Annotated in this window: 14 protein-coding genes; 11 read left to right on the forward strand and 3 right to left on the reverse strand. The window is 51.8% G+C overall.

All coding sequences use genetic code 11. The features are described 5' to 3' along the window. Nucleotides 1–142: 142 nt before the first annotated feature. Nucleotides 143–2,032, forward strand: a complete 1,890-nt coding sequence (locus AC16KF_RS10260; RefSeq protein WP_484037220.1) for a tetratricopeptide repeat protein — start codon at nt 143–145, stop codon at nt 2,030–2,032. A 57-nt stretch (nt 2,033–2,089) separates the two neighbouring features. Here the strand turns inward: AC16KF_RS10260 and AC16KF_RS10265 are convergent, their stop codons facing one another. The 3 genes from AC16KF_RS10265 to ligA all read right to left on the reverse strand — a co-directional run bounded on the left by AC16KF_RS10265 (nt 2,090) and on the right by ligA (nt 5,018). Next, on the reverse strand, nt 2,090–2,251 hold the full coding sequence (locus tag AC16KF_RS10265) for a hypothetical protein (protein WP_484037221.1): 162 nt from the start codon (nt 2,249–2,251) through the stop codon (nt 2,090–2,092). Nucleotides 2,252–2,309: 58 nt separating this feature from the next. Next, complete coding sequence (tnpA, locus tag AC16KF_RS10270; RefSeq protein WP_484037222.1) at nt 2,310–2,771, reverse strand: IS200/IS605 family transposase; 462 nt, start codon at nt 2,769–2,771, stop codon at nt 2,310–2,312. A gap of 198 nt (nt 2,772–2,969) precedes the next feature. After that, entirely contained in the window at nt 2,970–5,018 is a 2,049-nt protein-coding gene (ligA, locus tag AC16KF_RS10275) for an NAD-dependent DNA ligase LigA (RefSeq protein WP_484037223.1), read from the reverse strand. Between the two features lie 2 nt (nt 5,019–5,020). Between ligA and nadD the strand changes: the two genes are divergently transcribed. From nadD to AC16KF_RS10325, 10 genes are all read left to right on the forward strand, one after another. Then, nucleotides 5,021–5,644: a nicotinate-nucleotide adenylyltransferase gene (gene nadD / locus AC16KF_RS10280; protein ID WP_484037224.1), complete on the forward strand. Its 624-nt coding sequence runs from the start codon at nt 5,021–5,023 to the stop codon at nt 5,642–5,644. A gap of 93 nt (nt 5,645–5,737) precedes the next feature. Continuing rightward, nucleotides 5,738–6,871, forward strand: coding sequence for an MFS transporter (locus tag AC16KF_RS10285; protein ID WP_484037225.1), 1,134 nt, complete (start codon nt 5,738–5,740; stop codon nt 6,869–6,871). Between the two features lie 32 nt (nt 6,872–6,903). After that, the gene (locus tag AC16KF_RS10290) at nt 6,904–7,104 is read left to right on the forward strand and encodes a DUF433 domain-containing protein (RefSeq protein WP_484037226.1); all 201 of its coding nucleotides are present in this window, start codon (nt 6,904–6,906) and stop codon (nt 7,102–7,104) included. Between the two features lie 13 nt (nt 7,105–7,117). Beyond that, nucleotides 7,118–7,330, forward strand: a complete 213-nt coding sequence (locus tag AC16KF_RS10295; protein WP_484037227.1) for a hypothetical protein — start codon at nt 7,118–7,120, stop codon at nt 7,328–7,330. Further along, nucleotides 7,323–7,670, forward strand: coding sequence for a type II toxin-antitoxin system PemK/MazF family toxin (locus tag AC16KF_RS10300; protein WP_484037228.1), 348 nt, complete (start codon nt 7,323–7,325; stop codon nt 7,668–7,670). Before AC16KF_RS10295 ends, AC16KF_RS10300 begins: the two co-directional genes overlap by 8 nt. Nucleotides 7,671–7,788: 118 nt before the next feature. Continuing rightward, the gene (locus AC16KF_RS10305; protein WP_484037229.1) at nt 7,789–8,547 is read left to right on the forward strand and encodes a GntR family transcriptional regulator; all 759 of its coding nucleotides are present in this window, start codon (nt 7,789–7,791) and stop codon (nt 8,545–8,547) included. 177 nt (nt 8,548–8,724) lie between these two features. Then, a complete protein-coding gene (locus AC16KF_RS10310; protein WP_484037230.1) occupies nt 8,725–9,375 on the forward strand; it encodes a cobalamin B12-binding domain-containing protein in 651 nt (216 codons plus the stop codon). 292 nt (nt 9,376–9,667) lie between these two features. Then, nucleotides 9,668–11,146, forward strand: coding sequence for a trimethylamine methyltransferase family protein (locus AC16KF_RS10315; RefSeq protein ID WP_484037231.1), 1,479 nt, complete (start codon nt 9,668–9,670; stop codon nt 11,144–11,146). Between the two features lie 129 nt (nt 11,147–11,275). After that, nucleotides 11,276–11,764: a hypothetical protein gene (locus AC16KF_RS10320; RefSeq protein WP_484037232.1), complete on the forward strand. Its 489-nt coding sequence runs from the start codon at nt 11,276–11,278 to the stop codon at nt 11,762–11,764. Nucleotides 11,765–11,978: 214 nt separating this feature from the next. Then, the gene (locus tag AC16KF_RS10325) at nt 11,979–13,994 is read left to right on the forward strand and encodes a S9 family peptidase (RefSeq protein ID WP_484037233.1); all 2,016 of its coding nucleotides are present in this window, start codon (nt 11,979–11,981) and stop codon (nt 13,992–13,994) included. Nucleotides 13,995–14,142: the final 148 nt, after the last annotated feature.

Consider the following 14,142-nt stretch of genomic DNA (forward strand, 5'->3'; position numbering starts at 1 on the left):
GTTCGATCCACCCGCGGATCGCTCACTTTGCTAAAATGCTCGGCGATCGCCTCCAATGGCTTCTTTGTCATGGCTACCTCCTTCAAGATAGCCCTTTTTTACCTCAATTTAGATGCAATCGCCCTAGGTCTAAAATTCCAGCATGGATTGGTGGACTCAAAACAAGGATGCGATAACAGCCATTGGCGCCGCCCTTGCAGCGACCATTACGGTTGGGGGAATCCTTTGGGCAATATTCAAGTGGGGAATTTTGCGCTGGTGGAACAATCGAATTCGGGTTGATTTGAAAGTCTTTGAAGTGATTTCCGACCCAGGTGTTTTGCTCCCCAAATTATACGCAACCGAAAATGACGATAGCCCATTAGCAGACCACAATATCAAGTACCAGCCGCGCAACCCCAAACAAGATTTGCAGGCGGAATTAAAGGCGGCGCTCACTCGATCCCGCCATGTATTGATCACAGCGCCGACAGGGTATGGAAAGACGCGCGAAGCGGGCATGTTAGCTCAAACGATGATGTTGGAGGGCTGGCGCGTTTTACGGATTCAAACAGGCTGGCTGGATGTTCCCAAAACCCTGCCCGAAGAACTTGGGGGAAACCGCTCACGCGTATTGATCCTATTGGATGATCTGAACGGACTATTCAGCGTGGGTAATCGAACCCAATCTCCGCGCGTTGAAAATGAAAAGACCCTGATGCTCAGCCAATTGTCCTATCACGACAGGCTTACGCAAATGCTGGATATGTTCGAAGGCATGTGCACGGAGAACGAAATTCGCGTGATTGCCACCGCGAGGAGCGAAGCCGAACAATGGAAACATTTGGAGTACGATGAGAATGACAGGTTGTGGAAACGCTTTGAAAGAATCGAGATTTCAGAACCCGCCGATTCGGTCATCGTTAATCTGCTCGAAGACACGACCAAACAGGCAGATCTAAAAGCGGATGAAAGCGAATTTGAAGCGATCGCTCGCAAGAGCGACGGCACGTACCGCAATATTCTTCTGAACTTGCGCCGTTATCGCGCTCAAAACAAGCCTGTCAGCAAGGATGATTTTACAGATACGCTGGACGGCTCGTGGCGGGACATTTACGAGCGGGCGGTGAAGAGACTGCCTGCGGCTGCATACGTTTATGATGCAATAGACGTTTTACAACAAGCAGGGATCGAACTGCTTCCGTTTTTGGTTGAAAAAACCGCTTTGATCATTTGGGGCGGTACTTTTATTCAAACATACCTGCGGAGAAGCCGCGTTCAGAAAGCGATTCAATACCTGACTCGCGAAACCAATATCGTACGTCTTGAAGAAGGGAGGGTTTCGCCCAGCGACGGGCAGATAGAAGCCAAACAACATACCCTTTCATGGATCTTTTTCAATGAACGCTTATTGCAATTACTGTTGAATCTCTCGGATAAAGAAATACTGCCTTCGATGTATGGGCTTGCAATAGCGCTTTATTATGAAAAGCAATTCAAGAAATCGGCTCAGTTAATGGAGCGATATATTCAGTTAAGTCCATCCGACCCCAATGGACACAATGTTACAGGGGTGCTTTTTTCTACGCTGAAACGCTACGAGGAAGCGGAAGCCAGTTATCGCAAAGCCATCGAACTCAATCCGTCGCACGCCACCGCGTACTCCAACTTGGCGATCTTATTGAGGGTCATAAACAAGGAAAGAGACGCCATCCCTATTTTGGAGAAAATAATCGAAATTGACCCCGAAGATTTCAATTCATATCTTGGGATTGCTTCCATAAAAAAAACGATGGGTGAATCGGTTGAACCTGTATTTGTGGAAAAAGCCCGCCAATATATTCCCGCTGATGATTTTTATAACAGGGCGTGTTTGGAAAGCGTGTGTGATAATTTCGATCTGGCGTTTGAATATTTGCGAAAAGCCGCGCAGGGCGGGAAGTTCAATTCAGGTTGGGCGTGGGAAGACCCAGATTTGCAATGGACACGAAACGACCCGCGCTTTGCAGAAATTGTCGGTCCAAAGCCTGAAACCAAGAACTCGGAGATTTGAGAAATCTCCGAGTTCTATATTATTCATGTAACGATAAAGACTCATTTGCCTACGCGCTCAAACGATATACTCCAACTCTCTTTCAAAATTTTCAAAAGCCTCGTCACTGGCGATATCCCATGCGGCAAATTCAGCAGCGAGTTGCATATCAACTAATTCCAATTCAATATTTTCGTTGGATTGATAAACAAGGTTAGGAACGGAAATATTAGTTTTCATATTTCACCTTTTATACAAATAATAACCACCCCAAATTATACACCTCCTCAAATTGCAGTTACTCCACCCATTCAAACAAATACTTCACATCATGTTCGACTTCGAACTTCTTGAGGAATTCCGTGTATTCATCCTTGAACGTCTGTTTGGCATGGTGCCGTTCCTGATTCAAAATGTAATTGTACACATCTTCGACCTGCGAATGTCCGTATGAAAACGCCCCGTAGCCTTCCTGCCAGTTAAACCTGCCTTTGATCCATGCGTGGTCGTTGATGAAGTTGGACGAATTATTTTTGATGTCCCGCACCAGATCAGAGATCGCCATCGCGGGTTTGAGACCAACGAACACATGGACATGATCCTCCACACCGTTGACGATGATCGGCTTGTGTCCCTTGTTCTTGATGATCCCCGCCATATATTTGAACACTTCCTGCCGCCATTCTTTTTGGAGGAGATTCTGGCGTCCCTGCACGGCGAAGACGATCTGAATGTAGATTTGGGAATATGTGCCTGCCATGGTTGCCTCCGTTGGTTATGAATATGCCATCCTTTGGGTTCATGTTTAAACAATCCCGAAGGGATGTTATTTTTATAGAATCGGTTTTACATCAATTCCTAACCCCGAAGGGGTGACATTGCCTTTAAGCTATATCATCCCTTCGGGATTTATATATACGCTAATCACCTTCTATAATCTTTCCACCCCTTCGGGGTTTTACTTCGCCAACTTCTTCAATTCCGCTTCGCCGATGATCTTCACGCCCAACGACTTTGCCTTATCGAACTTCGAGCCTGGGTTTTCGCCTAGCACCAGATAACTCGTCTTCTTGCTGACGCTGTCGGTCACTTTGCCGCCATGCGACTCGATGAACGCCTTCGCATCGTCGCGCGAGAACGTGGGCAACGTCCCCGTCACCACGAACGTCATCCCATCGAACGCATTCGACTTGCGACCTTCGACTTTCGACTTTCCACCTTTCGGCCACATTCCCGCCGCTTTCAACTTCTTCAACAACTTTTGATTCGACGAGCGCGCGAACCAATCCACAATGGACTCGGCGATGTTCGGACCCAATCCTTCGATCTGTTGCAACTCCTCCGCGCTGGATTTGGACAACGCCTCCAACTCAGGGAAAGTTGCCGCCAGATCCCCAGCCATCACCTCGCCGACGCCGCGGATTCCCAGCGCGGCGATCAACCTCGCCAGCGACTGAGTCTTCGAGTTCTCAATTGCAGTCAAGAGATTATCCGTCTTCTTATCTTTGAATCCCTCGAGTGCGAGCAATTGATCCCGCTTCAACGTGTACAGATCCGCCACATCCTTGACCAAACCCGACTCGATGAGTTGCTCCACGATCTTGATTCCCAATCCTTCAATGTCCATCGCGCCGCGCGAGACGAAATGCTCGATGTTGCGCACCAACTGCGCGGGGCATGCGGCATTGACGCAGTACCACGCGACTTCGCCCTCGAAATGCTCCACATCCTGTCCGCACGCGGGACACTTTGTCGGCGGCTTGTATTTTTTCTCCTTGCCCTTGCGCGCATCCACGACGGGACCGATCACATACGGAATCACCTCGCCCGCGCGTTTCACCAACACGCGATCTCCCACGCGGATATCTTTCTCCGCGATGTAATCGAAGTTATGCAACGTGGCGCGTTCGACGATCACGCCGCCGATCTCCACCGCTTCAAGCACCGCGTACGGAGTCAGCACACCTGTCCGCCCCACCGCCACGCCGATGTCGTTGAGAGTCGTCGTCACCTCGCGGGCGGGGAACTTGAACGCGATCGCCCCGCGCGGATCTTTGCCCACGAAGCCAAGTTCACCAGCAAGAGTCAGATCGTCAATTTTGATGACCATGCCATCGGTTTCATAGGACAAGTCATCGCGTTTCTTTTCCCATGATTCAGTGTAGGCAATCGCTTTTTCAAAATCATCGAACCGCTTTGCAATGTCAGTGACGGGGAAACCCAACGCCTTGAGATATTCCAAAATCTCCCATTGACTAGTTGGAACCTTCCCGCCTTCCGCGTGAACAATTTGATACACCAAAATCGTGAGCGGACGCGAAGCGGTTAACTCTGGGTCAAGTTGCCGCAACGATCCCGCCGCCGTGTTGCGCGGATTTTGATATGTCTTCTCGCCCGCTTCCTCCAATTTTCGATTCAACGCCTCAAATTCTTTCACAGGCATAAACGCCTCGCCGCGAACAACTAAATAGGTCGGAGGTCGAAGGTCGAAGGTCGCCGACTTTCGACTTTCGACTTTCGACTCCCGCACAGGAATCTTCAATGGAATAGAACGTATCGTCCTCAAATTCTGCGTAATATCCTCCCCCACTTCGCCATCGCCGCGCGTCGCGCCTTGCACGAAGACTCCATCGCGGTAATGCAGGACAACCGACAAGCCGTCAATCTTCGGCTCGACCACGAACTTCGCTTTTTCAACGCGATCATCAATTCGTTTGACTCGTTCCAGCCATGCGCGCGCATCGTCCGCGCCGAACGCGTTGGCGAGCGAGAGGATCGGCGCGGGGTGGCGCACCTTGTCGAAGCGGTCGGCGGGCTTGGCTCCCGCGCGACGCGTCGGCGAATCCGCCGTGATCCAGTCGGGGCGCTCGGCTTCGATCCGCTTGAGTTCGTTCAGCAGTTTGTCGAATTCCGCGTCGCTGATGATCGGCGAATCCATCACGTGATAGCGATGGTTATGAAAATGGATTTTTTCTTTGAGTTCTTCATAGCGGGATTTGGTTGCCATATTTGAATTATACTTCCGACATGCCGCAACGCATCGGTCTCTTCGGCGGGACGTTTGACCCGCCTCATCTTGGACATTTGATCCTCGCTTCGGAAGCGCAATCGCAATTGGAGTTGGATCGCCTCTTGTGGATTCTCACGCCCGAGCCGCCGCACAAGTTGGATCAACGCATCACGCCGACAGAACATCGCCTTGCAATGGTAAAACTTGCAATTGCCGATAATCCATCGTTCGAACTTTCAGATGTGGAAATCAATCGTCCAGCTCCGCAATACACATCCGACACGATCAAATTGATCGCCGAGCAAAATCCACACGCCGAAATTGTTCCCATCATCGGCGGAGATTCACTGCGCGATTTGCCAACGTGGCATCAACCGAAAGAGATCGTCTATGCCTGTCACTGGATCGGCGTAATGCGCCGTCCGCACGAAAAAGCAAGTTTGGATGAACTCGAACGCGAATTGCCTGGCATCCGCTCGAAGGTCCATTATGTAGACGCGCCGCTGTTGGAGATCGCCTCGCGCGAGATCCGCAGTCGCATCGCGGAGGGGAGATCAGTTCGTTATTATCTCCCAACATCTGTGTACGAATACATCGAACGGCATCATCTATACCAGCAATGAACCATAACTACAACACAAGATCAAAGACCACGCGGGACTACTCAATCATCAATCCCCAATCGAAAATCGCAAATCGTCAATCGTAAATCCAAAATGTCTCTCCTCCTCGACTCCCTCTTCTCCTCCGTCGCGCTCAGCCACCTCATCGTAGACGTGTTCAACAGCGCACGCCCCGTCCTGCTCACATATCTCGGGCTAAGCGAATCGCAGATCGCGCTCATCACCACCATCTACATCTGGACGGCGTCCATCACTCAACCATTCTTCGGCTGGATGTCCGACCGCGTCGGTCCGCGCTGGCTGGCGGCGGGCGGCGTGTTGTGGATGACGATATTCTTCACTGGCGCGATCTACGTGACGGGGACGGGCGGATTCATCTGCCTGATCATCGCCGCGCTCGGTTCTTCCGCCTTTCATCCTGTCGGCACAGCCCAAGCGACTCTACAGGGACGCGCTCTGCTCAAGGGGCGCGACACCACCTCCACATCGTTGTTCTTCATGGCAGGTCAGCTCGGACATTTCCTCGGTCCGATTCTCACAGGCTTGATCCTTGCCCAACTTGGTCTGCATTGGCTAGTGATCATTCCCATCATTTCGATTCCCATCGGCGTTTCGCTCGCATATCAACTACGGCACAATCATCCGCATCCCAAACCAAAACATGACGATGGAAAAATCCGTTTGCAAGCGGGCATCGGATTCATCGTCATCCTCGCCGCAGTAGCGACTTTACAATCATGGGCGCAATCGAACATGATGGCGTTCGTCCCGAAATACATCAAGGACTTGGGTCAAAGCGCGGTCACGTATGGCAACATCGCGGGCTTGTACATGGGCGGTTCTGCGATTGGCAACGTCATCGGCGGGCATCTAGGCGACAAATACACCAAACGCAAAGTCGCCGCGACGGCGTTGTTCCTCGCGGCATTCCCCACCTACATCATCAGCCAGATCGGATGGTCGCTGTGGCTGTACGCGTTGATTCCGCTCGCGGGGGCTTGCACGGGCGCGGTGCACAGCATCATGGTTGTGCTTGCCCAGCGAGTCATCTCAGGCGGCATGGCTCTCGCCTCGGGACTCATCCTCGGCTTCATCTTCTCGGCAGGCGCGTTGGGGCTGTTGCTCACGGGTCCGCTGGCGGAAAGTCACGGCTTCCCCACAGTGTTGATGATGACAACAGGCTTGGTGTTGCTCGCCAGTCCGCTGGCGTGGATGTTGAGGGAATAATTTGGCTGTATAATCGAGTTGCGAGGTGAAACATGACCGACCAAAAATTGCTTGAACGGATTAGCATGAACCCCAATATTATGGCGGGCAAACCTGTCATCAACGGAACGCGCCTGACGGTGGAGTTCATCTTGAATATGCTCGCACACGGACAAACTGCGCCGGAAATTATGGACGAATACAAGGACTTGAAACCCGAAGATATTCAAGCCTGTATCTTGTTTGCAAGCTAGAAAGAGACAGATTATGAACGCCTCAGCACAAACCGCACTCAAATACGATGTTGAAGTCGCCGAAAACGGACAGGTCGAATTGACCGTCCCATTCCCTGCTGGCGCGCATGTGACCGTTTTCATTGTGGAAGCGGGAGAATCGTTCAGCGATTTACTCGGCGCGGCGGAAAGCAGTCTCGCATTTTGGGATAATTCATACGACGATGAGGATTGGAACAATGCCTGAGCAAGGGGACATTTTGCCGGTTCCAATCCCATTCACCGACCTTTCCTCCCAAAAGCGGCGACCTGTTATCGTCATTTCCAACAATGCTTACAATAAAAAGACAACGGATCTCGTCGTTGTCGCTATGACCTCCAACCCTGCGGAGACTGAATATAGTTTCACCATCACTTCAGGCGATTTAGAAAAGGGGACACTCAACCACCCTGGCAAAGTCCGCGCCGATAAGATTTACACGATAGCAACATCTATTATCGTTAAAACCTTTGGGCGAGTGAATGAAAATGTGTTGGAAAAAATTCGTGGGGAACTTCAATCTTTAACCGCAAAGAAGGCAAGATAAGAACGCGCCTGCCGCCATAACCCACAAACATCTTTGTAACCTCCCTCCTCCTAAAACTTCCTGTACACAAAATTATATATAATTTATAATCTGCCCACCCACTTCCCGAAGGAGGCAGATGGCTAGCCGCTCCCCTATTATTGAAGAAAACGAGTTCATCCAGAAACGCCCGCTCAAAGAGGACATCTTCGACGTTCTGCACGACAAGATCGTCTCGGGCAAGTACAAGCCTGGCGAATGGTTGCGGCAGGACGAGATCGCGACTCAACTCGGCGTGAGCATGACCCCCGTCCGCGAGGGACTCGACTTGCTCGTCTCATCGGGCCTGGCGGAACGCGTCCCGTATCGCGGCGTCCGCGTGCGCGAGATCGTGATGAAGGACGTGGTCGAAGCGTACGGCTTGCGTCTCATGCTCGAAGTGGTCATTGCCCAAGAGGCGGCGAAAAATATAACGCCTGAGCAGGTCGCCCGTCTGGAACGAACGATTGCCGAGTCGAAAAAACACAACTCGCTGAAAGAAATGTCCGTGGCGCGGAAGTTGAGTCGCGAATTTCATTCCGCCATCGCAGACATCACGAAGAATGAATTGCTCATCAAGTTGTATGGCGTCGTTGCCAACGCCTTCCCAGATTGGATTCTGTACGAAGCCATCTTCCGCAAGCCTGAAATTTTGGCGGGCAGTATGAGCGACATGCACGACGAGCACACACTGATCGTCAACGCCCTCAAAAAACGCGACGGGTTGAAAGCCGCGTTACATTCTGTTGAGCACGTGATGGAGTCAGGCAAGTGGCTGGAGAAATATCTCGAGCACCCCGTCCCTGCCGAGTTGTTGCGCGAAAAAGAGGAACAGGTTTTGTCGTTGTTAAAAAAGTAATCGGTGGTTGAGTAGGGCTGAGCGTTCGTTGCGAAGCGCGTATCGAAACCACCAGTAAGAATAAATCTTTTGTTACAAGAGAACTCTTGAAAACTGTTGGTTTCGATACGCCCCGCGAATTGCATGCGGGGCTACTCAACCAACGATTTTGATTGAAATCAAATTAGGAGTCTATTCATGTCGGAAGAACTTTATAAGCAAATGGCGCAGAGCATCATCGAAGGTGAAAAGGAAATCGCCATCGAACTTGCAAAAAAATCCATCGAGTTGAACATGCACCCGCTCGACACGATCACCAAGGGATTCGTCGTCGGCGTCAACTACATCGGCGACCAGTTCGGCGCGGGCGAAGCCTTCCTGCCCGAGTTGGTAATGGCAGGCGAAGCGATGAAAGCCGCCGTCGCCGTGCTTGAACCCGAACTGCTCAAACTCGGCGAAGCGCGCGAAGTGATGGGGCGTGTTGTCCTTGCGACAGTCGAAGGCGACATTCACGAGATCGGCAAAACGCTCGTCGGCACGATGCTTTCCGCTTCGGGATTTGAAGTCACCGACTTGGGCGTGGACCAGCCCGCCGAAAAGATCATCGGCAAAGCGCTCGAAATCGACGCGCAGATCATCGGCATGAGCGCGTTGTTGACGACAACGATGATTCGTCAGCGCGAAGTAATTGAAGAACTCGACAAAGAAGGCTTGCGTCCGCGCATCAAAGTGATGGTTGGCGGAGCGCCGATCACCAAAGACTGGGCGGAAAAGATCAAAGCCGACGGCACAGCCGAAGACGCGGTCGGCGCGGTGCAATTGGCGAAGAAGTTGGTTGGTAAGGAATGATTTTTTACCACGAAGGACACTAAGAGCACTAAGTTTTAATTTCGTGATGGGTTTGTTGGTTTTCCAAGAGCAAACTCATGAGAGTCGGTGAGTCCGCTTCAGCGGGCTTTGTAAGAATAGCACGGGTGTTTCGCCCGTGCGGGCATAATCAAACCGCTACCAAAGTCTATCCTCACACCACAACCTCATCCCCATTCGCGCAGATTAGCGTGGATTGGTGGATAATTTTTCTTTATCCTTGTCTTTTCCTTTGTGTACTTCGTGTCCTTTGTGTTTAAAAAAGAGGTAGATAATGCAACCCAAACTCACCCTCCTCACCGACGACATCATCCAGCGCATCCTCGACGAAGCGCATCAACTCCTGCTCAAGCCTGGAGTCAAAGTCAACAACGACGAAGCGCGGGAACTTCTCGCCTCCGCTGGCGCGCAAGTGGACACTGAAACCAACGTCGTCCACATCCCCGAACAAATCGTGCGTAAGGCGTTAGAGTCCGTTCCGCGCGAGTTTTATCTCTACGATTACGACGGTAATCCCACGGTCAAATACGGCGGCGACGCGGTCCACTTCGACCCTGGCTCGTCGGGCATCGCCATGCTCAACCCCGAAACGCTCGAGCATGATACAACCGAAACCTATCACCTTCTCAAGTTAATCAAAGTCGCGGAGCAACTTCCGCAATACGACGCGCAGTCCACGGCGGTGGTTTGCCACGATGTGCCGCAAGCAATACAGGATTCGTATCGCCTGTATCTCGCGCTACTGTACTCCAGGAAGCCGATCGTCACTGGCGCGTTCACCAACAAAACCGTCAACGAGATGATCGACATGCTCGTCATCCTCGCGGGCGGACGCGACGCCTCGCGCGAAAAGCCTCGCGCCATCTTCGACGTGTGTCCTGCTCCCCCGCTCATTTGGAGCAACTTCGCGGCGGGCAATCTCATCGCGCTTGCGCGCGCGGGCATCCCTGCCGAGATCGTTTCGGTTCCGCTTGCAGGCGCGGCGGCGCCCGTCACGTTGCTCGGCGCGGTCACGCAACACACCGCAGAATGTCTCGCGGGCATCACCATCCATCAACTTGCGAAAGCGGGTTCGCCCATCGTTTGGGGCGGCGCGGCGTGCATCTTCGACATGAAAAAAGGCGCGACCCCCATGGGCGCGGTCGAAACTGCCATGCTCGATTGTTCGTACGCGCAAGTTGCAAAATCGTTGAACATGCCCACGCACACCTACCTCGGCGCGACCGATTCAAAACTTGTCGACGCACAAGCGGGACTCGAAAGCGGCATCACCGCAATGATCGGCGCGCTCAGCGGCATCAACATGATCTCTGGCTCGGGCATGTTGGATTTTCTTTCGTGCCACTCCGCCGAAAAACTCGTCATCGACGCGGAGGGTATCGCGATGGCAAAGCGCATGATCGCTGGCGTGCAACTCCACACCGAAACGCTCGCCACAGGTTTCTACGACGACAACATCAACTTCAAAGGCGGCGACTTCCTCAAGCAACGCATCACGATGCAACTCTTCCGCAAAGAACAGCATCTGCCCAGCAACGTCATTGACCGCGACTCGATGCGCAACTGGAAGGAAGCAGGCTCATTGGATTCCTTCGCCCGCGCAAAAGTGATCGTGGATGGACTGCTCGCTTCTTACTCCCGACCTCGGCTTGATGAGGCTAAAGCGACAGCGCTCCACGCCTTCATGCTGACCCTCGCCCAAAAAGCTGGCATGGATGCGTTGCCCCAGCTGGAAGAATATGAACGAACATAAAGCATAAGCTTTCGAGTCATGCATAGGATAAAATCGTCTTAACGCCTTATAATGAAGCGCAGACCGTATATTTTTTGAGGAGAATGTCATATGCGCAGGATAATTTCAATATTAATTGGAATCGTCGTTATGGTAGTCGTGTTCCTATCACTCGGATTACTCGTCTCATCGCTGGCTGTCCGCTGTGATTTGCAGAACGATCAGGTCTATACCTGTCAAGCCCGCGATACGCTGTTCGGTGTCACCATCAGGGAAGTAAGTGCCGAACAGGTTTACGATATATCACGCGAACTCACCTGCAAAGGAGCCGGTCCCAATAAAGGATGCAGCGCTCACGCGGAATTCAATACCGCCACAGGAGAGACGATCATTTTGAGCACGTTATATACCAACCCCGACCAAGTTCAAAAAGCAGTAAACGCGCTCAAGCCGCTCATGGCAGACAAATCCACGCCTATTGACATAGTCTTCCCGCCTTCGACTTTTACATCGGTCGTCATATTCTCCGTCGTTTCGTGCTTGTTTATCCTGTTCGTATTGATCGCGCTCATCTTCCTGTTTGGTAAGGATCCGAAGGATCTTAAAGCACGCACGATTGACTTGAGAAGGAAAAACTAACGTTTCGGCGCAAAGTTGTTTCCTGCGCTCCACGCCTTCATCTTCATGCTGGCTTCGCCCAAAGAGTGGGCATAGAGGCGTTGCCATCATTGGACGAATCGCCATCTATCGTAACTAGCTGACGAGTATACAAGTATACAAATACACACGTAAACAGGTAAACGCGTGTCCACTTGTGTACTTGTTTATATGTTTCCGTGTCTGCCTCCACCCCATGCTCACCCTCACCGACCTCCTCCGCGTCCCACACGTTGACTCCCTCTTCGACATTTCCCCCGACAACACCAAAATCGCCTTCGCATGGAACAAAACAGGCGCATGGCAAATTTACGAATTGGATTTATCTCGCGCTGAGCGGAGCGTCCTTCGTCTGCATTCGTCGCAAGAACCGCTCCTCACTCCGCTCAGGACGATGACATCAGGAGTAAAGAGCGAAGACGAAGCGCATATGATCATCACCTCTGGCACAGGCGGAAAATTCAACCCGCGCTACTCCCCCAACGGACGACAACTCGCCTACGTCCTCGACACAGACGGCAGTGAAAGTTACCACCTCATTGTCTACGATTTTGAATCAAAGCAACACACCGACCTAACCCCCAACATCTCGCACGCACTGCAACCTAACTTCTGCTGGTCTCCCGATGGGACACAACTCGCCTTCCTCAGCAACGAACAGGGACATTTCAGCGCGTACACAATTTCAGCCAACGGAAGTAATCCAAAATTTATTTTGGATACAGGTCACCCCGCCTGGCGAGTGGAATGGTCGCCTGTCGGAAAACATCTCGCAGTGTGTTGCGAAATGCACGGACAGGACTATGGGATTTTTGTTGTTGATATCGAATCATGTCATTCTGAGGACGCTTCAACGTCCGAAGAATCTCTACCACCGTCACGGAGACCCTTCGCTATCACTCAGGGTGACATGCCCATCAATGCCCACGCGCCAAAGTGGTCGCCCGACGGGAAACAACTCGTATTTCATTCCGATGTCAACGATTGGTTTGACATTGGGCTGTACGATCTAGAATCAAAACAAATCACATGGCTGACAAACAACGAAGGCGATTCGCAATCGCCAGTTTTTTTGGAGTCCAACAGCTTGCTGTTGGAAAACAATAAGCAAGATTCTAGAATCCAAATTGCCTACGCGCTGAGCAAAGGCGCGGTCAATTGGATTGAGATATGTCATGCTGAGGAGCGCTCTTTGCGACGAAGCATCTCTACCACGACGAGCGAGACTCTTCGGTCGCAACAATCGCTCCCTCAGAGTGACATCGCAAACTATCAGGTGGGAAAAGGCATCCACAGCGGAATCAGGTTGACGTCCGATTCGAAGCGGATGGTGACGACTTTCAGCAGTCCATCCCAGCCATCCGATCTATGGATGATTGATGTCGAGTCAGGCGAAGCAATCCAGTTGACAAATTCGATGCCCGAGAATTTATCGCGCGAAGAATTTATCATACCTGAAGAAATTTTTTATGAGGGCATGGATGGAGTCAAAATTCCCGCGTTGTTATTTCGTCCTGAAAAATTGCCCGCGCCCGCAGTGGTGATGATTCACGGCGGACCGAATTGGCAATATGCGATGGAATGGAATGTGGCGATGGCGCATTTTGCGAGCCGAGGCTATGTGGTGCTCGCGCCGAATTATCGCGGCTCGACGGGTTATGGGCGCGCGTGGCAATATGCGGCGCGGTTTGACATGGGCGGCGTGGACACGCGCGATGTGGCGGCGGGCGCGCAGTATTTGATCCGTGAGGGGCTTGCGCTGAAAAATAAAATCGCGGTGACGGGACGGAGTCACGGCGGATATTTGACGATGACGTGTTTGACTCAATTCCCCGAATTGTGGTGCGCGGGTTCGGCGTTGGTGCCGTTCATGAATTGGTTCAAGTCGCATGATGATTCGCGCGAAGACCTGCAACATTGGAACATCGAGAACATGGGCGACCCACAGGAAAATTATTCGCGCTGGTATAACGCCTCGCCATACTTCTTTTTGGATCGGATCAACGCGCCCGTGCAATTGATCTGCGGAGGCAACGACCCGCGCTGTCCCGCATCCGATTCGCTGGAGGCTCGTGATAAACTTGTTTCACTTGGTAAGGATGTTGAGTTATTGTTGTATGAAGATGAAGGGCATGAGTTTTTGAAGATAGAGAATGTGTTGGATGCGGAGTCGAGGAGAGTGGAGTTCTTGGTAAGATACCTCGGTGGTTGAGCGCAAGCAGTCGAAACCACAGGTACGCAAAGAAATTATTGTTACAAGATTTACTTTACGGCGTGGTGGTTTCGATACGGCAGCGACGCTTCGTCTGCGCTCTTTGCTAATATCCTTCTCGTCCTGAGCGGAGTGAGGAACGACAGCG

The sequence above is a fragment of the Candidatus Defluviilinea gracilis genome, from assembly GCF_057138825.1.